At 61.9% G+C, this 17,674-nt stretch carries 17 protein-coding genes; 12 read left to right on the forward strand and 5 right to left on the reverse strand.

Features of this window, described 5'->3' with window-relative positions:
* Positions 1–114 precede the first annotated feature (114 nt).
* Both CRX69_RS03605 and CRX69_RS03610 read left to right on the forward strand, forming a co-directional pair.
* Positions 115–1,020: an alpha/beta hydrolase gene (locus CRX69_RS03605; RefSeq protein ID WP_076386204.1), complete on the forward strand. Its 906-nt coding sequence runs from the start codon at positions 115–117 to the stop codon at positions 1,018–1,020.
* The gene (locus CRX69_RS03610) at positions 1,017–1,346 is read left to right on the forward strand and encodes a PA3694 family proteiin (RefSeq protein WP_047227531.1); all 330 of its coding nucleotides are present in this window, start codon (positions 1,017–1,019) and stop codon (positions 1,344–1,346) included. The genes CRX69_RS03605 and CRX69_RS03610 overlap by 4 nt, the downstream gene beginning before the upstream one ends.
* 179 nt (positions 1,347–1,525) lie before the next feature.
* Here the strand turns inward: CRX69_RS03610 and lptF are convergent, their stop codons facing one another.
* The 3 genes from lptF to CRX69_RS03625 form a co-directional block, all read right to left on the reverse strand.
* Positions 1,526–2,314, reverse strand: a complete 789-nt coding sequence (lptF, locus tag CRX69_RS03615) for a lipotoxin F family OmpA-related lipoprotein LptF (protein WP_107323229.1) — start codon at positions 2,312–2,314, stop codon at positions 1,526–1,528.
* Positions 2,315–2,365: 51 nt separating this feature from the next.
* Positions 2,366–2,779, reverse strand: a complete 414-nt coding sequence (locus tag CRX69_RS03620; protein WP_047227532.1) for a DUF4398 domain-containing protein — start codon at positions 2,777–2,779, stop codon at positions 2,366–2,368.
* A 341-nt stretch (positions 2,780–3,120) separates the two neighbouring features.
* On the reverse strand, positions 3,121–3,465 hold the full coding sequence (locus tag CRX69_RS03625) for a hypothetical protein (RefSeq protein ID WP_047227533.1): 345 nt from the start codon (positions 3,463–3,465) through the stop codon (positions 3,121–3,123).
* A 189-nt stretch (positions 3,466–3,654) separates the two neighbouring features.
* On the opposite strand from CRX69_RS03625, the gene ppc reads away from it, so the two are divergent.
* The 7 genes from ppc (at position 3,655) to CRX69_RS03660 (ending at position 10,994) form a co-directional block, all read left to right on the forward strand.
* Positions 3,655–6,285, forward strand: coding sequence for a phosphoenolpyruvate carboxylase (ppc, locus tag CRX69_RS03630; protein WP_107321558.1), 2,631 nt, complete (start codon positions 3,655–3,657; stop codon positions 6,283–6,285).
* A 290-nt stretch (positions 6,286–6,575) separates the two neighbouring features.
* Positions 6,576–7,226: an adenylate kinase gene (gene adk / locus CRX69_RS03635; protein WP_047227535.1), complete on the forward strand. Its 651-nt coding sequence runs from the start codon at positions 6,576–6,578 to the stop codon at positions 7,224–7,226.
* Between the two features lie 94 nt (positions 7,227–7,320).
* Positions 7,321–7,998, forward strand: coding sequence for a tRNA (adenosine(37)-N6)-threonylcarbamoyltransferase complex dimerization subunit type 1 TsaB (gene tsaB, locus CRX69_RS03640; RefSeq protein ID WP_107321559.1), 678 nt, complete (start codon positions 7,321–7,323; stop codon positions 7,996–7,998).
* 259 nt (positions 7,999–8,257) lie between these two features.
* Entirely contained in the window at positions 8,258–8,566 is a 309-nt protein-coding gene (locus CRX69_RS03645) for a hypothetical protein (RefSeq protein WP_107321560.1), read from the forward strand.
* The gene (locus CRX69_RS03650) at positions 8,566–9,426 is read left to right on the forward strand and encodes a DUF72 domain-containing protein (RefSeq protein WP_107321561.1); all 861 of its coding nucleotides are present in this window, start codon (positions 8,566–8,568) and stop codon (positions 9,424–9,426) included. Before CRX69_RS03645 ends, CRX69_RS03650 begins: the two co-directional genes overlap by 1 nt.
* 31 nt (positions 9,427–9,457) lie before the next feature.
* Complete coding sequence (locus CRX69_RS03655) at positions 9,458–10,279, forward strand: isocitrate lyase/PEP mutase family protein (RefSeq protein ID WP_107321562.1); 822 nt, start codon at positions 9,458–9,460, stop codon at positions 10,277–10,279.
* A 16-nt stretch (positions 10,280–10,295) separates the two neighbouring features.
* Positions 10,296–10,994: an extensin-like domain-containing protein gene (locus tag CRX69_RS03660; protein ID WP_107321563.1), complete on the forward strand. Its 699-nt coding sequence runs from the start codon at positions 10,296–10,298 to the stop codon at positions 10,992–10,994.
* Between the two features lies 1 nt (position 10,995).
* Here CRX69_RS03660 and CRX69_RS03665 read toward each other — a convergent pair whose 3' ends face one another.
* Positions 10,996–11,616: an energy transducer TonB gene (locus tag CRX69_RS03665; protein ID WP_107321564.1), complete on the reverse strand. Its 621-nt coding sequence runs from the start codon at positions 11,614–11,616 to the stop codon at positions 10,996–10,998.
* Positions 11,617–11,724: 108 nt separating this feature from the next.
* On the opposite strand from CRX69_RS03665, the gene CRX69_RS03670 reads away from it, so the two are divergent.
* A complete protein-coding gene (locus CRX69_RS03670) occupies positions 11,725–12,507 on the forward strand; it encodes a class I SAM-dependent methyltransferase (protein WP_047227542.1) in 783 nt (260 codons plus the stop codon).
* Positions 12,508–12,627: 120 nt separating this feature from the next.
* Here the strand turns inward: CRX69_RS03670 and CRX69_RS03675 are convergent, their stop codons facing one another.
* Complete coding sequence (locus CRX69_RS03675) at positions 12,628–13,272, reverse strand: TetR/AcrR family transcriptional regulator (RefSeq protein WP_047227543.1); 645 nt, start codon at positions 13,270–13,272, stop codon at positions 12,628–12,630.
* A gap of 94 nt (positions 13,273–13,366) precedes the next feature.
* Between CRX69_RS03675 and CRX69_RS03680 the strand changes: the two genes are divergently transcribed.
* Together CRX69_RS03680 and CRX69_RS03685 are read left to right on the forward strand one after the other, a co-directional pair.
* A complete protein-coding gene (locus tag CRX69_RS03680) occupies positions 13,367–14,467 on the forward strand; it encodes an efflux RND transporter periplasmic adaptor subunit (protein ID WP_047227544.1) in 1,101 nt (366 codons plus the stop codon).
* Between the two features lie 6 nt (positions 14,468–14,473).
* A complete protein-coding gene (locus CRX69_RS03685; protein ID WP_047227545.1) occupies positions 14,474–17,539 on the forward strand; it encodes an efflux RND transporter permease subunit in 3,066 nt (1,021 codons plus the stop codon).
* Positions 17,540–17,674 lie beyond the last annotated feature (135 nt).

A 17,674-nucleotide genomic window follows, 5' to 3' on the forward strand; every position in this document is an offset into this window, starting at 1 on the left:
CTCGCGATTGCGATGTTCCAGTCAACATTGATGTTGACCGTTCTACCGCAATCGCGAGCAGGCTCGCTCCCACAGGGGACGGTGTTTCATTTATTTTTTGCGAGGTTTCACCGGATGCGAACCCTCGGCATCTTATGCCTGCTGCTGACCCTGAGCGGTTGCAGTTCCCTGCTGTTCTACCCCGAACGCGGCCTGCCCTTTACCCCGGAACGGGCCAAGCTCGACTACCGCGACGTCACCCTGACCACCGCCGACGGTGTCAGGCTCCACGGCTGGTGGCTGCCGGTCAAGCCAGGGGTGGAGGTCAAGGGCACCGTACTGCACTTGCACGGCAACGGCGGCAACCTGGCCTGGCATCTGGGGGGGAGCTGGTGGTTGCCCGAGCAGGGTTACCAGGTATTGATGGTGGATTACCGCGGTTACGGCCGCTCCGAAGGCGAGCCGAGCCTGCCGGCGATCTATCAGGACATCGACGCAGCGTTCAAATGGCTCGACCAGGCGCCACAGGTTCAAGGCAAGCCGCTGGTGCTGCTCGGCCAGAGCCTGGGCGGCGCGCTGGCGGTGCATTACCTGGCCGATCATCCCGAGCGTCAGCCGCAACTCAAGGCCCTGGTGCTCGATGGCGTGCCCGCCAGTTATCGCGACGTAGGGCGTTTCGCCCTGAGTACTTCATGGCTGACCTGGGCATTGCAGGTGCCGCTGTCCTGGCTGGTGCCCGACGGTGACAGTGCAATCGGTTCGGTGGCGCAATTGAAGGGCGTACCGAAATTGATCTACCACAGCCTCGATGACCCCATCGTGCCTCTTTCCAACGGCATCCGTCTGTATCAAGCTGCGCCGCCGCCCCGGGTCCTGCAACTGACTCGCGGTGGGCATGTGCAGACATTCGCCGACCCGGTCTGGCGAACGGTGATGCTGCGCTATCTCGACGACCCCTGGCACTTCGACGGCCTGCGCCGCCTGGGCGAGATCCCGAATTATCCGAAATCATCCGTTGAATCTTCAGAGAGCCCGCAATGAGCGAAGAACGTAACGCCATCCCCCTGATCATCACCGGTATCTGCAGCATCCTCGGCACCGTCGCGGTGCTCTGGTACTACGGCTACCTGCACTTCGCCAAGCCCGAGGATGCGTTGCTGCTCAACGAGTTCACCATGCTCAAGACCGTGCCGGGCGAAGACTACAAAGTCGCCCTGGAACCGGCTCCGCAAGTTGCCCAGTGCATTGATGGCGTACTGGTGCTGTTCGACACCGAACAGAAAGGCCTGACCGGCGTGCTGATCAATGAGAAAAAGCGTGCGGTGCGCTGCATGGGGCAGGAGACGCCGCAGAAGCTTGAGCCATAACCCAGCCTCAATTTCCCTGTGGGAGCGAGCCTGCTCGCGATAGCGGTGGACCAGTTGCAACTGCATTGACTGACCCACCGCTATCGCGAGCAAGCTCGCTCCCACAAGGGAAATGTGTTGGCCGATAAAAAAGCCCCGCCTGATCACGTCAGGCGGGGCTTTTGCTTGCAGTCAGCCGATCAGTTGGCGCTCATGGTCGAGCGCGGGGCGACTGGCTGGTTGTCGTTGGAGATGGTCACCTCGACCCGACGGTTCATCGCACGGCCCGAGACGCTGGTGTTGTCCGCTACCGGGAATTCCTTGCCGTAACCCTGGGTCACGATGCGCGCCGGGTCGACGCCCATTTTCACCAGAGCCATACGCACGGAGCTGGCGCGGCGCTCGGACAGCGACTGGTTGTAGGAGTCCGAACCGGTGCTGTCGGTGTAACCTTCGACAATCACCTTGCGGTCGGGATTTTCCTGGAGGAACTGGGCCAGTTTATTCACGTTGACCAGGCCGCTGGAACGCAGCTCGGACTTGTTGGTGGCGAACAGCACGTCACCGAAGGTCACCAGCGTGCCGCGTTCGGTTTGCTTGGCGTTGAGGCTGTCTTGCAGTTGCTTGATCTGCGCGTTACGGGCCTCGAGCAGTGCGCGGGCGCGTTCATCACCGGCGTTTTTCAGCTCGGCTTCAGCGGTGCGCAGGGCGATGGTCTGCTTGGCCACCTCCACGCGCTGGTTGGTCAGATAGGCCAACTGGTCGACCTTGGCTTCATCTTCCTTGTCCATGTAAGCCTTGTCGGCTTTGGCCAGGAAGTCGGCGGCGTCCTTGGTTTCCAGAGCTGCAACCTTGGTCGCCGCCGGGTCAGCCTGCAGACCGTTGTAGTTGGTACGGGCCTGTTCCAGATTAGCGTTCGGATCTGTGGAACACGCGGCCAGCGAGACGCAGGCGGCCAGCAGGGCGGGGATCATCAAGTGTTTGTGCATCATAGTCTGTCGTCCTTTTATCAATGAGAAGTACGTCGCGGCGTGAACGGCTTACTGAAGCTTGTTCATGCCTTCCTGACGCAGTTCCTGAACCCCTTTCTGGGAGTCCTTGAGAGCCTGTTCGGCCTTGGCGGCCTGGGCCTTGCGCTCAGCGACGCGGGCGTCCCACTCGGCCTGCTCGGCCAGACGCTTGGCTTCTTCGTAGTTCTTGTCGTGCATCGCGATCTCGGCCTGCTTGAGCTTGTCCTGGGCCGACTTCATTTCCACGGCGGCGAATTCGGTACCGCCGGCGCTGACGGCGCTGTTGACCGCCGATTGGGTCACCGCGTACTGCTCCGAGGGCGGGTTGCCGGCGCAACCGGCGAGGATGAAGCTGCTACCGATAGCCAGGGCAGCCAACTTCAGGCCGCGCAGGCCAGTGGATGAGGGTTTGGCAGTGCAGGTATTCATAGGCTTCAACTCCATTGGAAAACTCCTGAAAAAACTACAGATCCATGCTGGGACCGAAGCCGGGACGTCTGTTTCGGCGCTGGCGCCGGGGCGCGTTTATTTAAACGACCGTTCCAGTATGGTTACTCGGTGTGACCTGAGGCGTTTTTCAAAAGTTCAGCGAGGATGGCCAATCGCCAAAAGTTTTGCTGACTGATTGGTCAGCGCCAGAAAAGCTGAACTTTCAAGGCGCGTAGCGGTATTCCCGGCGTAGGAGCCGTGCGTTTTTTGTGGGGGACGCGTGTAGGAACTGGCGAAGGTTGCGATCTTTTGACCTGGCGTCTGGGAAAGATCGCAGCCCCCGCTCCTAAAGAAATTTAGTGTTTGGACTTGTCGTTCTGCGAGGAGAGTTGATGCAGATGACGCCGCGACAGAGCGAGAAAACGCGGGGTCGGGCCGACGTCTTCGTAGAGCGGGTCGCCCTCTTCATCGGTGGCCACCACTTGCGAGCCCTTGATGTAAGGGAAGCTGGCTTCCAGTTCTTCCAGCGCCGCCCCGATCAATTCGCCGAGCAGTTCCTCGGGTTGGCGCTTGGGGTACATCTCGCAGATCGCCGCCAGTCGTGCGGCGGCCTCCACGTCCAGGTGAATGGTGTAGCCGGTCTGGGTCAGGCAACCCTTGGCGTTTTCTTCCCAGTGTTGGGCGAGCTCACGGATTTTCATGATGGCCTCAATAGCCCGCGGATGGCAGGCGCGCAGAGTGACAAGCCGTTGTGTGGCTTACTGTTAAGACTAGCTTTGTCCGACAAGGTTTAATGTCCCCTCGTCGCTTGTCATAAACGTCTTGCGTCGGCACTCTCTGTAAAACGTCTAACCCAAGAGCTGTCCGGACCTTTTGCTGGAGAACTGCTGATGACCGATATCGATGCACGCTTGCGCGAGGATGTTCACCTGCTCGGCGAGCTGCTGGGCAACACCATCCGCGAACAGTACGGGGACAGGTTTCTCGACAAGATCGAGCAGATCCGCAAGGGTGCCAAGGCCGATCGACGCGGCTCCATGGACGCCGAACTGAGCGCCAGCCTCAATCAGTTGGGCGAGGACGAACTGCTGCCGGTGGCGCGGGCGTTCAATCAGTTCCTCAACCTGGCCAACATCGCCGAGCAGTATCAACTTATCCACCGACGCGAAGAGTCCAAACCGGCACCGTTCGAGGCGCGGGTGTTGCCCGAACTGCTTGCTCGATTGCGGGCCGAGGGCCATGGCGCCGAGTCCCTGGCGCGGCAATTGGGACGGCTGGAAATCGAGCTGGTGCTCACCGCTCACCCCACGGAAGTGGCCCGGCGCACGCTGATCCAGAAATACGATGCCATCGCCGCGCAACTGGCGGCCCAGGACCACCGCGATCTCACCAGCGCCGAACGTGCGCAAATCCACGAGCGTCTGCAACGGCTGATCGCCGAAGCCTGGCACACCGAAGAAATACGCCGCACCCGGCCGACCCCGGTGGACGAGGCCAAGTGGGGCTTTGCGGTGATCGAACATTCGCTGTGGCAAGCCATTCCCAATTACCTGCGCAAGGCCGATCAGGCCCTGCATGCCGCCACCGGCTTGCGCCTGCCGCTGGAGGCTGCACCGATCCGCTTTGCCTCGTGGATGGGCGGCGACCGGGATGGCAACCCCAATGTCACCGCTGCGGTAACCCGCGAAGTGCTGTTGCTGGCGCGGTGGATGGCGGCGGATCTGTACCTGCGCGACGTTGACCACCTAGCGGCTGAGCTGTCCATGCAAAAAGCCAGCGAGGCTTTGCGCGCCCAGGCCGGTGATAGCGCTGAACCCTACCGTGCCGTGCTCAAGCAATTGCGTGAACGCCTGCGCGCCACGCGCAATTGGGCGCACGCGTCCCTGAAAGTCACTACCCCAGCCTCTGCCGATGTGTTGCAGAACAACCGCGAACTGCTGGACCCGCTGGAGCTTTGCTACCAGTCCCTGCACGAGTGCGGCATGGGCGTGATCGCCGACGGGCCGCTGCTCGACTGCTTGCGCCGGGCGGTGACGTTCGGGTTGTTCCTGGTGCGCCTCGATGTACGCCAGGACTCCACGCGCCACAGCGCAGCCATGACTGAAATCACTGACTACCTGGGCCTGGGCCGCTATGAGGACTGGAGCGAGGAGCAGCGCATCAGCTTTCTGCTGGAGGAGCTGAACAACCGGCGTCCGCTTTTGCCCGCACATTTCAAACCGTCGGCCGATACGGCGGAAGTCCTGGCCACGTGCCGGGAAGTGGCGGCGGCGCCGGCGGCGTCCCTGGGCTCGTACGTGATCTCGATGGCGGGCGCCGCTTCCGATGTGCTCGCGGTGCAGCTCTTGTTGAAAGAGGCCGGCGTGTTGCGACCTATGCGGGTGGTGCCGCTGTTCGAGACCCTGGCCGACTTGGACAACGCCGGGCCGGTGATCGAGCAATTGTTGCTGCTGCCGGGCTATCGATCGCGGCTGCAAGGGCCTCAGGAGGTGATGATCGGCTATTCCGATTCGGCCAAGGATGCCGGCACGACAGCGGCGGCCTGGGCACAGTATCGAGCCCAGGAACGGCTGGTGGACATTTGTCGCGAACAGCAAGTCGAACTGCTGTTGTTCCATGGCCGCGGAGGCACCGTGGGGCGTGGCGGCGGTCCGGCTCACGCGGCGATTCTGTCGCAACCGCCGGGTTCGGTGGCCGGGCGGTTCCGTACCACTGAGCAGGGTGAAATGATTCGTTTCAAATTTGGCCTGCCGGACATCGCCGAACAGAATCTCAATCTGTACCTCGCCGCCGTGCTGGAAGCGACACTGCTGCCACCGCCGCCACCCACTCCTCAGTGGCGTCATCTGATGGATGAACTGGCGGCCGACGGGGTCAAGGCTTACCGCGCCGTGGTGCGGGAAAATCCGCAATTCGTCGAGTACTTCCGCCAGTCCACACCGGAGCAGGAACTGGGCCGTCTGCCGCTGGGCAGCCGGCCGGCCAAGCGCCGGGCCGGAGGCATCGAAAGCCTGCGGGCGATCCCGTGGATCTTCGGCTGGACCCAGACGCGCCTGATGCTGCCGGCCTGGCTCGGTTGGGAGACCGCCCTGGGCAAGGCGCTGGAGCGCGGCGAGGGCGAGTTGCTGGGGCAGATGCGCGAGCAATGGCCGTTTTTCCGCACCCGCATCGACATGCTGGAGATGGTGCTGGCCAAGGCCGACGCGGACATCGCGCGCTCCTACGATGAGCGTTTGGTCGAACCTGGGTTGCTACCGTTGGGCGAGCATTTACGCGACCTATTGTCGCAGGCGTGCTCGGTGGTCCTGGGGTTGACCGGTCAGTCGCAGCTACTGGCACATAGCCCTGACACTCTGGAATTCATTCGCCTGCGCAACACCTACCTCGACCCGTTGCACCTGTTGCAGGCTGAACTGCTTGCCCGTTCGCGGCAGCAGGACGTTGCCCAGGGCAGCCCCGTGGAACAGGCGCTTCTGGTGTCTGTGGCGGGGATTGCCGCCGGTTTGCGCAACACCGGCTAAGGTTAAGCGGCGTACCGAAACGGCCCGCCCGGTATCCCCCGGGCGGAGGCCGGGTGGGCAGGGAGGAGGTCGGTCGGGCGACAGTTTGTTGTCCGGTTGCGACGATCGCCACCTCCTCCCAAGGTCGCGTCAGGCGCGGGTTCCTTCGACTTTCGGCGGCTTGTGTGGGTCGGGCCTGCTGTGTATCTTGATCAGCCTTTGGCCGTTTGGGCGGTCACGATCCTGTTTTCCGAGATTGGCCCCACGAGGCGAATCCGAGCGTTTACATAAAAAAATTGAGGAGCACATCGATGCGCGTCATTCTGCTGGGAGCTCCCGGGGCCGGTAAAGGTACTCAGGCAAAGTTCATCACCGAAAAATTCGGTATCCCGCAAATCTCCACTGGCGACATGCTGCGTGCCGCGGTCAAGGCCGGCACCGAGCTGGGCGTCAAGGCCAAGAGCATCATGGATGCCGGCGGCCTGGTGTCGGATGACCTGATCATCGCGCTGGTCCAGGATCGCATCGCTCAAGCCGATTGCGCCAACGGCTTCCTGTTCGACGGTTTCCCGCGCACCATTCCGCAGGCCGAAGCCTTGGTTACGGCTGGCGTGGAGCTGGATCACGTTGTCGAAATCGCCGTCGACGACGAGGAGATCGTTCAACGCATTGCTGGTCGTCGTGTCCACGAGCCGTCCGGCCGTGTCTACCACACCGTCTATAACCCGCCGAAACTCGCCGGCAAGGACGACATCACCGGTGAAGCACTGGTGCAGCGCAAGGACGACACCGAAGAAACCGTGCGCCATCGCCTGTCGGTCTACCACTCCCAGACCAAGCCGCTGGTGGAGTTCTACCAGAAGCTGTCCGCCAAGACCCAAGGCAAGCCCAAGTACAGCTACATCGCGGGCGTTGGTTCGGTTGAAGCGATCACCGGCAAGGTGCTTGAAGCACTGAGCTGACAAGTCTGCTGTGCAGCAAATAACAACGGCCCGCTTGCGGGCCGTTGTTGTTTATACTGGCGCACTTTTCCCCATCTGATTTACGGACACACCGATGAGCACCTTGCTGGCCCTGGATACCGCGACTGAAGCTTGCTCCGTTGCCTTGCTGCACGACGGCAAGGTCACGAGCCATTACGAGGTGATCCCGCGCTTGCACGCCCAGAAGCTGCTGCCGATGATCCAGCAATTGCTCAGCGATGCTGGGACCAACTTGCAGGCGGTGGATGCGATTGCCTTTGGTCGTGGGCCGGGAGCGTTCACTGGCGTGCGCATTGCCGTCGGCGTGGTGCAGGGCCTGGCGTTTGCCCTGGAGCGGCCGGTGCTGCCGGTGTCCAATCTGGCGGTACTCGCCCAGCGCGCCTTGCGTGAACAGGGCGTCAGCCAGGTCGCGGCGGCCATCGATGCGCGCATGGACGAGGTGTATTGGGGCTGCTACCGCGAGTCCGAGGGTGAGATGCGCCTGGTGGGCGCCGAAGCGGTGCTCCCCCCCGAAGGGGCGGCGTTGCCTGCCAACGCTAGCGGCGACTGGTTCGGCGCCGGTACCGGTTGGGGCTACGGCGAGCGGATTGCCGTCCCCCTCAGCGGCCAGGACGCCTCGATGCTGCCCCATGCCGAAGACCTGCTGACCCTGGCCCGCTTCGCCTGGGAGCGCGGCGAAGCCATCCCGGCCGACGATGCACAACCGGTGTATTTGCGGGACAAGGTTGCAACGCCCAAATCCGAACGGTAGGCACAGGCTTCGTGAGAGCAAAGTTTGCGCGATACGGGGGCCTCTGTTCTCCGGCGGACCGCGTCATCTTCATCGCGGGCAAGCCTTGCTCCTACAAAGTCATTTGCTCCCCCAAAAGTCACGCCCAATATTACCAGTCGTCATTTTTTCGAGCCGGTTTTAAACCTTTTTGACTTTATGTGCTCTAGTTATCACTTGCGCATTTGCGCGGCTGTGAAAGTGCCGCTAAATTGCCATCATTGATACCGAGCATTCTGTTATGCGTATAGACGGCGTTTCATCCCAGTCCTACCCCATCAAACGCAGGCCTCGTGCAGGCAAAGCTGCTGCGGATGAGTCCTTCGATGACGTCGATGGCGAACTGGAATTTCCGTCCGAAGAGCAACTGGCCGCCCGCGCTGCCAAAGCCTCGGCGCAACGCCTGAGCAATCTTCCGGCCCGTCAGCAAGACATGCTGTATCACCGCGCCATGAGCCGCAGTGTATCCGTGGCCCTGGCCAGCTACCTGAGCACTGCCGGTTTTGTTGACTGGGATATGGAAGTGCTGGGACTCGACCTCTACATCTGATGGGGTTGCCTTACTACCTGGGCTGCCCGTCCTGGAGCGAAAACGCCTGGCGCGATTATCTTTATCCGCAAGACGCCAAAAGCTCCGATTTCCTGAACCTCTATTCTCAAGTGTTCAATGCCGTGGAAGGCAATACGACCTTCTACGCCAGCCCCTCTGCAGCCATCGTTCAGCGCTGGGCGCAGACCATGCCCGAGCAGTTTCGCTTCACCGCCAAGTTGCCCGGTGAGATCAGCCACAATGGCGATTTGCGTGAGCACCTGACGGCCATCGAAACCTTCGTGCAATTGCTCAGCCCCCTGGGCGAACGGGTTTCACCGTTCTGGTTGCAGCTACCCAAGGCCTTTACCCCGAATCGCTTGCCAGAGCTGGCGGGCTTCATCGATGCTTTTGAGCGACCCTTGGCCGTGGAGGTCCGTCACGGTGACTTCTTTGCCAAAGGCGATGCCGAACGACAGCTCAACCGCCTGCTCCTTGATCGCGGGGTAGAACGCATCTGTCTGGATCCCCGGGCATTGTTCAGTTGCACCTCGACCGATCCTGCCGTGCTCCATGCTCAATCGAAGAAACCGCGCGTACCGCCCCGGCCGACCGCGTTCACCCACTGCCCGCAGGTGCGTTTCATCGGCCATCCAGTGCTGGAGGCCAACGAACCGTTCCTGACCCCCTGGGTGGAAAAAATCGCCGGGTGGATCGAAGAGGGGCGCACGCCTTATATCTTTCTGCACACCGCCGACAACGTGCTGGCGGCCAAACTCGCGCAACACTTTCATCGCCGATTGATGAGCCGTTTGCCTGGCTTGCCGGCCCTGCCTGAGCTATACAGAGAGCCCGCCGCCGAGCAACTGGGTTTGCTCTGAGGCAAAATTTCTCTGCCCAGGAGTGATTTCCATGGATGCGCAAACCCGTCGAGCCCAGGCCTTCAAAGCCTTGCATGAACGCGAAGGCGCGTTCGTCATTCCCAACCCGTGGGACGCCGGGTCGGCAAAGATGCTTGCCAGTCTCGGCTTCGAGGCCCTGGCCACCACCAGTGCCGGTTACGCTTTTTCCCTGGGACGGCCCGATGGTGCGACGGGGCTGGATGACACCCTGGCCAATGTCCGGGCGATTGTGGCGGCCACTGACTTGCCAGTGGCGGTCGATCTGGAGAACGGCTTCGCCGATGCCCCCGAGGCGTGCGCCAGCAGCCTGATCCGCGCGGCGCAGGCCGGCGCGGTGGGTGGCTCGATCGAAGATGCCACAGGGCGCGAAGACAGCCCGATCTATGGCTTCGAGCATGCCGTGGCGCGGGTTAAAGCTGCGGCTGACGCGGTGCGCAGTCTGCCGTATCCCTTTGTGCTGACCGCCCGGGCGGAGAATTTTCTGCACGGCAAGCCCGACCTGGATGACACCATTGCCCGCCTGAAGGCGTTCGCCGATGCCGGTGCCGACGTGCTCTATGCCCCAGGCTTGAGCTCGGCCGAGCAGGTGCTGGCGGTGGTCCGGGCGGTGGCGCCGAAACCGGTGAATGTGTTGATGTCCGGGGCGCTGGACCTGACAGTTGCGCAGCTGAGCGAGATGGGCGTCAAGCGCATCAGTGTCGGGTCCGCGCTGGCCCTGGCGGCGTATGGCGAGTTTTTCCGCGCCGCCGAGGAAATCCGCGAACAGGGCTCGTTCACCTTCACCCGTCGTTCGATGCCCTTCAACCAGGCCAACCAATTATTCAAGGGTTGAGGCCCGAGGCATTGTCGTGCGGGTTTTGAAAGGTTTTACGCTATTGGTGCTGGTTGTTGGCGTCGCAGTGCTGGGGGTATGGCGCGGTTGGCTGTCGGTGCCGGCACAATGGAATCCCTGGGCGCCCCTGGACGTCAATGCGCCGCCGAACCTGCTGACCCGTTACAAACTCATGGCCCTGCGCAACGATCCGCAGTTATGCGACCAGGCGCTCGCGACCTCGGGGCTGCGGGCCACCCGCCAGGCCGACAGCAGTCCCCAGGCCAGTTGCCCGCTGAGCAATGTGCTGAGGGTGCAGGGCGGCGAGGTGGCGTTGAGCAGCAGCTTCCTGGCCAGTTGCCCGCTGGCGGTGGCGTTCGCCTTGTTTGAACGTCACGCGCTGCAGCCGGCGGCGCTGGCGACCTATGGGCAGGAAGTGGTGCAGGTCGATCATCTGGGCAGTTTCGCCTGTCGCAATATGTACGGTCGGGAGAGCGGGGCGCGCAGCCAGCATGCCACGGCCAGTGCGCTGGATATCGCCGGGTTTCGCCTGGCGGACGGCCGTCGTGTGAACGTGCTCAAGGACTGGCCGAAGGACAACACCCACGCCCAATTCCTGCGCCAGGTGCGCGACGGTGCCTGTGACGTGTTCAATGTGGTCTTGAGTCCGGATTACAACGCGGCGCACCGCAACCATTTTCATCTGGATGTCGGGCCGTGGTGGATTTGCCGTTGATTCAGGCGGCGATGCGCAGGTTCTGCAACACGATCGGGCGTGCCCAGCGGGTATCGAAGTCCAGTTGCTTCTGCTGTGCCACCAGTTCCTCTTCCGGGAACGGCGGGAACGGCTTGTCCAGCAGGTCCAGTTCGAATTCGGCAATCGGCAGGTGCAGTGGACGTGGCTGAGGCGCAGGTCCCGGTTCTGGCAGCGGTTGGCCGGCGGCAAGCACCAGAGGGCGAACCCAGTTGCTTTCGAAGGTCTGCTGTTTTTGCTGGGTGGCGATTTCTTCCGGCGGGAACGGCGGGAAGGGTTTGTCCAGCAGGTCGAGTTCAAATTCAGCGATTGGCAGGAACAGCGGCTCAGGCGGTTTGACTTGGGTTTCTGTCACTTGGCAGTTGCGCTGGCTGACAATGTGCTCGAGCAATTCGGCGCCGAGGGTCGGTTCAACAGCCTCATCGAGGGCAACTGGCTGGTAGCTGCCAGGCGCCGGTGCGTTATCACCCAGTTGATCGGCCAGGGCCCGGGCAAAAAAATCCTGCCACAGGTGACTGACGCCGCTCAGGGCTTGGGTGTTGCGCAGGCTGTAATCGCCGTAAGGGGAGATGACGCCTATCGATGTGGATTGAATGTCTGACATTTTTCTCGGTCGACGCTCAGCTCTGGCAAAATGCCGTTCACCGTTGTTATCGGCCGTTTTTGCCGATCCTTAATTTTTTGAGCATGTTTCCAAGAATGAACAACTTCCATGAGTGATCAACCCGCGGCCTGCCGCATCCATGTTGAGGCCCTGGCCCCGGCCTTCCAGCCGCAGGCCGAGCACTGGGCACAGCGCCTTGACCTGCCGTTGCAGGTGGACGATGGCGAGTTTGCCTTGCAGGTCGGTGAGCAGGGGTTGCAATTGCAGCAACTGGGGCCGGATGCGCCGGGACCGGTGCGGGTGGACTTCGTCGAAGGCGGCGCGGCCCATCGCCGCTTGTACGGCGGCGGTAGCGGCCAGATGATCGCCAAAGCCGTCGGTGTGGCCCAGGGCGTACGTCCGCGTGTGCTGGATGCCACGGCCGGGTTGGGCAAGGATGCGTTTGTGCTGGCCAGCCTGGGCTGTGAAATGAGCCTGATCGAGCGCCAGCCGCTGATCGGCGCATTGCTTGAGGATGGCCTGGCCCGAGGCGCGGAGGACTTCGACGTGGCGCCGATCGTCGCCCGCATGCGGTTGCTCAAGGGCAATTCCATCGAGGTGATGCGCAACTGGCAAGGCGAGCCGCCCCAGGTGATCTACCTGGACCCGATGTTCCCTCATCGTGAGAAAACGGCCCTGGTGAAGAAGGAAATGCGCCTGTTCCGGCCGCTGGTGGGCGACGACCTGGACGCTCCGGCGTTGTTGGCCGCGGCCCTGGCCCTGGCGACTCACCGCGTCGTGGTCAAGCGCCCGCGCAAGGCACCGTGCATCGAAGGGCCAAAACCCAGCCACGGGCTCGAGGGTAAATCCAGCCGCTACGACATCTATCCCAAGAAGGCGCTCAAGGCCTGAGACCGCGTCGCCTCCATCGCGAGCAGGCTCGCTCCCACAGATGTGTGTTGTGTTAACTACACCTTACCCTGTGGGAGCGAGCCTGCTCGCGATGAGGCCCGCCCAGTCGGCGAGAATCTATCAGATGATCTGCGGCCGATAAGCGCGCATAAACAACCCCACCACTTCCTCGACATGAGCCTCGGCCGCTGCGGCTTCCAGCGGTGCGCCGCAGCCATACAGCAAGCGGAAATTCGCCGCACCCTTGATGAGGCAGAAGAAGTGTTCCGCCGCATTGCGCGGTTTGTCGATGCTCAGGGCGCCGCTCTGGTTGACCTTGTTCAGCAGCCTTTCCATGCCTGAGAGCATCCGTTGCGGGCCTGCTTCGAAGAAGATCGTCGACAGCTGCGGGTCCTGACTGCCCAAGGCCATGATCAACCGATGCAGGTTCACCGATTCGTCGCTGTTGATCAGTTGGTGAAAACCACGGGCAATGTTCAGCAACACATGTTCGATCGGTACGCCGTCCGGCCATTCGAAGAAAAGCGGCGGCACTTGCTCTTCACACTTAGCCACCACGGCAGCGGAAAACAGCGTTTCCTTGTCGTTGAAGTGGCTGTAGACCGTCAGCTTCGACACACCGGCCTCGGTGGCGACCGCGTCCATGCTGGTGTTGGCATACCCCAGGCTGACGAAGAGTTTTTTTGCCGCGTCGAGAATGGCCTGGCGCTTGGCCAGATCCTTCGGACGGCCTGGGCCGTTGGGAGGTGAAAGATTGTTCGACATTATTCGCTTTTAATACTGGACTGGTGAGTTTGCTATTAATAACATACTCGTCAGTATAATTATTCCAAGCACCATTAGCGAAAGGTCACTCGCCATGTTCCGCTATGCCTTGCCCCTCGCCCTGCCAGTGAGCCTGGTTTTTTTATTGTCTGCGTGTGGTCAGGACGAACCCGTGTCCCTTGCCGTGCGCCCCGCCATGGTGGTGCAGCCAGAGCCTTCGGGCCAGGCGATGGAAAGTTATCCGGGTGAAGTCAGGGCGCGATTCGAGCCAGACTTGGCCTTTCGCATCGGCGGCAAAGTAAGCCGACGACTGGTCGAAGAGGGCCAGCGAGTCAAGGCCAACCAGCCCCTGGCCGAGCTCGATCCCCAGGACGTGCGCCTGCAGCTGGAAGCCACCCGTGCCCAAGTCGCCGCCGCCGAAGCCAACCTGAACCTGGTGCGCGCTGAACGTGATCGCTACAAAACCTTGATGGAGCGGCAGATGGTCAGCCGCTCCCAGTACGACAACGCAGAAAACCTCTACCGCTCCGGTGCCGCGCGGCTCAAGCAGATCAAGGCTGAATTCGATGTCGCCAGCAACCAGGCCAGTTACTCGGTGCTGCGTGCGCCTCAGGATGGCGTGGTTGCCCGGCGTTCCGTGGAGGTAGGGCAGGTGGTGTCGGCCGGTCAAACGGTCTTCACCCTCGCCACTGACGGCGAGCGTGAAGTGCTGATCAGCCTGCCGGAGCAGGGCTTTGGCCGGTTCAAGATTGGTCAGCCGGTCTCGGTGGAGTTATGGAGCCAGCCCGATCAGCGTTTCAGCGGACGCATCCGCGAACTGTCGCCAGCCGCCGATCCCAGATCCCGCACCTTCGCCGCTCGCGTTGCCTTCACCGCCGGCAGTGTTCCGGCTGAGTTGGGCCAGAGTGCCCGAGTGTTTATCCAGACCGGCGACCAGGTGTCGCTGTCGGTGCCGCTGTCGGCACTCACCGCCGAGAACGGCGCCACTTACGTGTGGGTAGTCAACGGCAATAACACCCTGAAAAAAGTCCCGGTGCGCGTCGGCCCGTTTGGCGAAAAAACCGTTCCGGTGCTTGAAGGGCTGAGCCCCAATGACTGGGTCGTCGCAGCCGGTGTGCACGTGCTCCTCGACGGCCAGCAGGTGCGGCCGGTGGATCGCTCCAACCGCGTGGTCAATCTGGCGGCCAAGGAGTAATCCCCGATGGGCTTCAATCTTTCCGAATGGGCGCTGCGTAACCGCCAGATCGTCCTGTTCCTGATGTTGTTGCTGGCAATCGTCGGCGCGCTTTCCTACACCAAGCTCGGCCAGAGCGAAGACCCGCCGTTTACCTTCAAGGCCATGGTCATTCGCACCAACTGGCCGGGGGCTACGGCCGAAGAGGTTTCTCGCCAGGTCACCGAACGCATCGAAAAGAAACTGATGGAAACCGGCGATTACGAAAGAATCGTCTCGTTCTCCCGCCCGGGCGAATCCCAGGTGACTTTCATGGCCCGCGATTCCCTGCATTCGGCGCAGATTCCCGAGTTGTGGTACCAGATCCGCAAGAAGGTCAGTGACATCCGTCACACCTTGCCGCCGGGCATCCAGGGGCCGTTTTTCAACGATGAGTTCGGCACCACCTTCGGCAATATCTATGCGCTGACTGGCGATGGTTTTGACTACGGCGTGCTCAAGGATTACGCCGATCGCATCCAGATCCAACTGCAACGGGTCAAGGATGTGGGCAAGGTCGAACTGCTGGGTTTGCAGGACGAGAAAATCTGGATCGAACTGTCGAACGTGAAGCTGGCGACCCTCGGCGTGCCGCTGGCGGCAGTCCAGCAGGCGTTGGAAGAGCAGAACGCAATATCGACCGCAGGTTTTTTCGAAACCGGCAGCGAGCGAGTCCAACTACGGGTATCGGGAAATTTTCAGACAGTAGAAGAGATCCGCGACTTTCCCATTCGTGTCGCTGATCGCACGTTCCGTATCGGCGATGTCGCGGATGTGCATCGCGGTTTCAACGATCCGCCAGCCCCGCGCATGCGCTTTATGGCCGAAGATGCCATTGGTCTGGCCGTGGCGATGAAGGACGGCGGCGACATTCTGATTCTGGGCAAGGCCCTGGAGGCGGAGTTTGCCCGTATCCAGAACAACCTGCCGGCCGGCATGCAATTGCGTAAGGTCTCGGACCAGCCGGCGGCGGTGAAAACCGGTGTTGGCGAGTTCGTCCAGGTGCTGGTGGAGGCCCTGACGATCGTGTTGCTGGTGAGCTTCTTCTCCCTCGGGCTGCGGACCGGGATGGTGGTCGCCCTGGCGATTCCGCTGGTGCTGGCGATGACCTTCGCCGCGATGTATTACTTGGGCATCGGCCTGCACAAGATTTCCCTTGGCGCGCTGGTGTTGGCGTTGGGTCTGCTGGTGGATGACGCGATCATCGCGGTCGAGATGATGGCGATCAAAATGGAGCAGGGCTTCGACCGGATCAAGGCCGCCAGCTATGCCTGGACCAGCACCGCATTCCCGATGCTCACCGGTACGCTGATCACCGCTGCGGGTTTCCTGCCGATCGCCACGGCGCAGTCAGGCACCGGTGAGTACACCCGTTCGATTTTCCAGGTCGTCACCCTGGCGCTGCTGGCCTCCTGGGTGGCCGCGGTGGTGTTCGTGCCGTACCTGGGGGAGAAACTGTTGCCGGACCTGGCGAAAATTCATGCCGCCAAACACGGCACCGCTGATGGCCAGTTCGACCCCTACGGCACGCCGTTCTACCAGCGTGTCCGGCGCTTGGTGGAGTGGTGCGTGCGGCGGCGCAAAACCGTCATCGTGCTGACCGTGCTGTTATTTGTGGGCTCGGTGGCGCTGTTCCGTTTCGTGCCACAACAGTTCTTCCCGGCCTCGGGGCGACTTGAGCTGATGGTCGACCTGAAGCTGGCCGAAGGCGCGTCCCTGAGCAACACCGCCGAGCAGGTCAAGCGCCTTGAAGCGCTGCTCAAGGACCACGCGGGCATCGACAACTACGTGGCTTATGTCGGCACCGGTTCACCGCGCTTCTACCTGCCGCTGGATCAACAACTGCCGGCACCCAGCTTCGCCCAGTTCGTGGTGCTGGCCAAGACCATCGAAGACCGCGAGCCCCTGCGCAGCTGGTTGATCACCACGTTGAACGAGCAGTTCCCGGCCCTGCGCTCGCGGGTCACGCGCCTGGAAAATGGCCCGCCAGTGGGTTATCCGGTGCAGTTTCGCGTGACCGGTGAGCACATCGAACAAGTCCGGGCCCTGGCGCGGAAAGTGGCGACCAAGGTTCGTGAAAATCCCTACGTGGCCAACGTGCATCTGGATTGGGAAGAGCCGAGCAAGGTGGTGTACCTGAACGTCGATCAGGACCGCGCCCGAGCGTTGGGCGTGAGTACGGCTAACCTGTCGAGCTTTTTGCGCAGTTCCCTCACCGGCTCCAGCGTCAGCCAATACCGGGAAGACAACGAACTGATCGAGATTCTGCTGCGCGGCACGGTGCATGAGCGCACCGAATTGTCCCTGCTGCCGAGCCTGGCGGTGCCGACCGACAATGGCACAAGCGTTGCGCTGTCGCAGATCGCGACGCTGGAATACGGCTTCGAAGAAGGCGTTATCTGGCACCGCAATCGCCTGCCAAGTGTGACCGTGCGGGCTGATATCTATGGCAAGGAACAACCGGCGACCCTGGTGCAGCAGATATTCCCGACCCTGGCCCCGATTCGTGCCGAGCTGCCGGACGGTTATCTGCTGGAAGTGGGCGGTACGGTAGAGGATGCCGCCCGTGGCCAGCAATCGGTGAACGCCGGCGTGCCGCTGTTCATCGTCGTGGTGCTGACGTTGCTGATGCTGCAATTGCGCAGTTTTTCCCGCACGGCCATGGTGTTTCTCACCGCCCCCCTGGGACTGATCGGTGTCACGCTGTTCCTGCTGGTGTTCCGCCAGCCGTTCGGTTTCGTCGCCATGCTGGGCACCATCGCCTTGTCGGGGATGATCATGCGCAACTCGGTGATTCTGGTGGACCAGATCGAACAGGACATCAAGGCGGGGCTCGCCCCGTGGCAGGCGATCATCGAAGCCACTGTGCGACGGTTCCGCCCGATTGTGCTCACCGCGCTGGCGGCGGTGCTGGCGATGATTCCGCTGTCACGTAGCCTGTTCTTTGGCCCGATGGCGGTGGCGATCATGGGCGGGCTGATCGTGGCGACGGCGTTGACGCTGTTGTTCCTGCCGGCGTTGTATGCGGCGTGGTTCAGGGTCAAGAAGACCTGACACGATTTTGATAACACTGAAGATCGAATGTGGGAGCGAGCTTGCTCGCGATGGCGGAACATCAGTCAACACAGATGTTATGGCTGATACCGCTATCGCGAGCAGGCTCGCTCCCACAGTGTTTTTGCGCTGAAT

The organism is Pseudomonas rhizophila (assembly GCF_003033885.1).
Classification (GTDB): Bacteria; Pseudomonadota; Gammaproteobacteria; order Pseudomonadales; family Pseudomonadaceae; genus Aquipseudomonas; species Aquipseudomonas rhizophila.

Excerpts from the sequence above, each read along its gene's own strand:
- adk (WP_047227535.1), top strand. The coding sequence starts at position 6,576 with ATGCGCGTCATTCTGCTGGGAGCTCCCGGGGCCGGTAAAGGTACTCAG.
- CRX69_RS03605 (WP_076386204.1), top strand. The coding sequence starts at position 115 with ATGCGAACCCTCGGCATCTTATGCCTGCTGCTGACCCTGAGCGGTTGC.
- CRX69_RS03665 (WP_107321564.1), bottom strand. The coding sequence starts at position 11,616 with ATGTCAGACATTCAATCCACATCGATAGGCGTCATCTCCCCTTACGGC.
- CRX69_RS03620 (WP_047227532.1), bottom strand. The coding sequence starts at position 2,779 with ATGGAGTTGAAGCCTATGAATACCTGCACTGCCAAACCCTCATCCACT.
- CRX69_RS03655 (WP_107321562.1), top strand. The coding sequence starts at position 9,458 with ATGGATGCGCAAACCCGTCGAGCCCAGGCCTTCAAAGCCTTGCATGAA.
- CRX69_RS03625 (WP_047227533.1), bottom strand. The coding sequence starts at position 3,465 with ATGAAAATCCGTGAGCTCGCCCAACACTGGGAAGAAAACGCCAAGGGT.
- CRX69_RS03650 (WP_107321561.1), top strand. The coding sequence starts at position 8,566 with ATGGGGTTGCCTTACTACCTGGGCTGCCCGTCCTGGAGCGAAAACGCC.
- CRX69_RS03680 (WP_047227544.1), top strand. The coding sequence starts at position 13,367 with ATGTTCCGCTATGCCTTGCCCCTCGCCCTGCCAGTGAGCCTGGTTTTT.
- CRX69_RS03670 (WP_047227542.1), top strand. The coding sequence starts at position 11,725 with ATGAGTGATCAACCCGCGGCCTGCCGCATCCATGTTGAGGCCCTGGCC.
- CRX69_RS03685 (WP_047227545.1), top strand. The coding sequence starts at position 14,474 with ATGGGCTTCAATCTTTCCGAATGGGCGCTGCGTAACCGCCAGATCGTC.
- CRX69_RS03675 (WP_047227543.1), bottom strand. The coding sequence starts at position 13,272 with ATGTCGAACAATCTTTCACCTCCCAACGGCCCAGGCCGTCCGAAGGAT.
- tsaB (WP_107321559.1), top strand. The coding sequence starts at position 7,321 with ATGAGCACCTTGCTGGCCCTGGATACCGCGACTGAAGCTTGCTCCGTT.
- CRX69_RS03645 (WP_107321560.1), top strand. The coding sequence starts at position 8,258 with ATGCGTATAGACGGCGTTTCATCCCAGTCCTACCCCATCAAACGCAGG.
- lptF (WP_107323229.1), bottom strand. The coding sequence starts at position 2,314 with ATGCACAAACACTTGATGATCCCCGCCCTGCTGGCCGCCTGCGTCTCG.
- ppc (WP_107321558.1), top strand. The coding sequence starts at position 3,655 with ATGACCGATATCGATGCACGCTTGCGCGAGGATGTTCACCTGCTCGGC.
- CRX69_RS03610 (WP_047227531.1), top strand. The coding sequence starts at position 1,017 with ATGAGCGAAGAACGTAACGCCATCCCCCTGATCATCACCGGTATCTGC.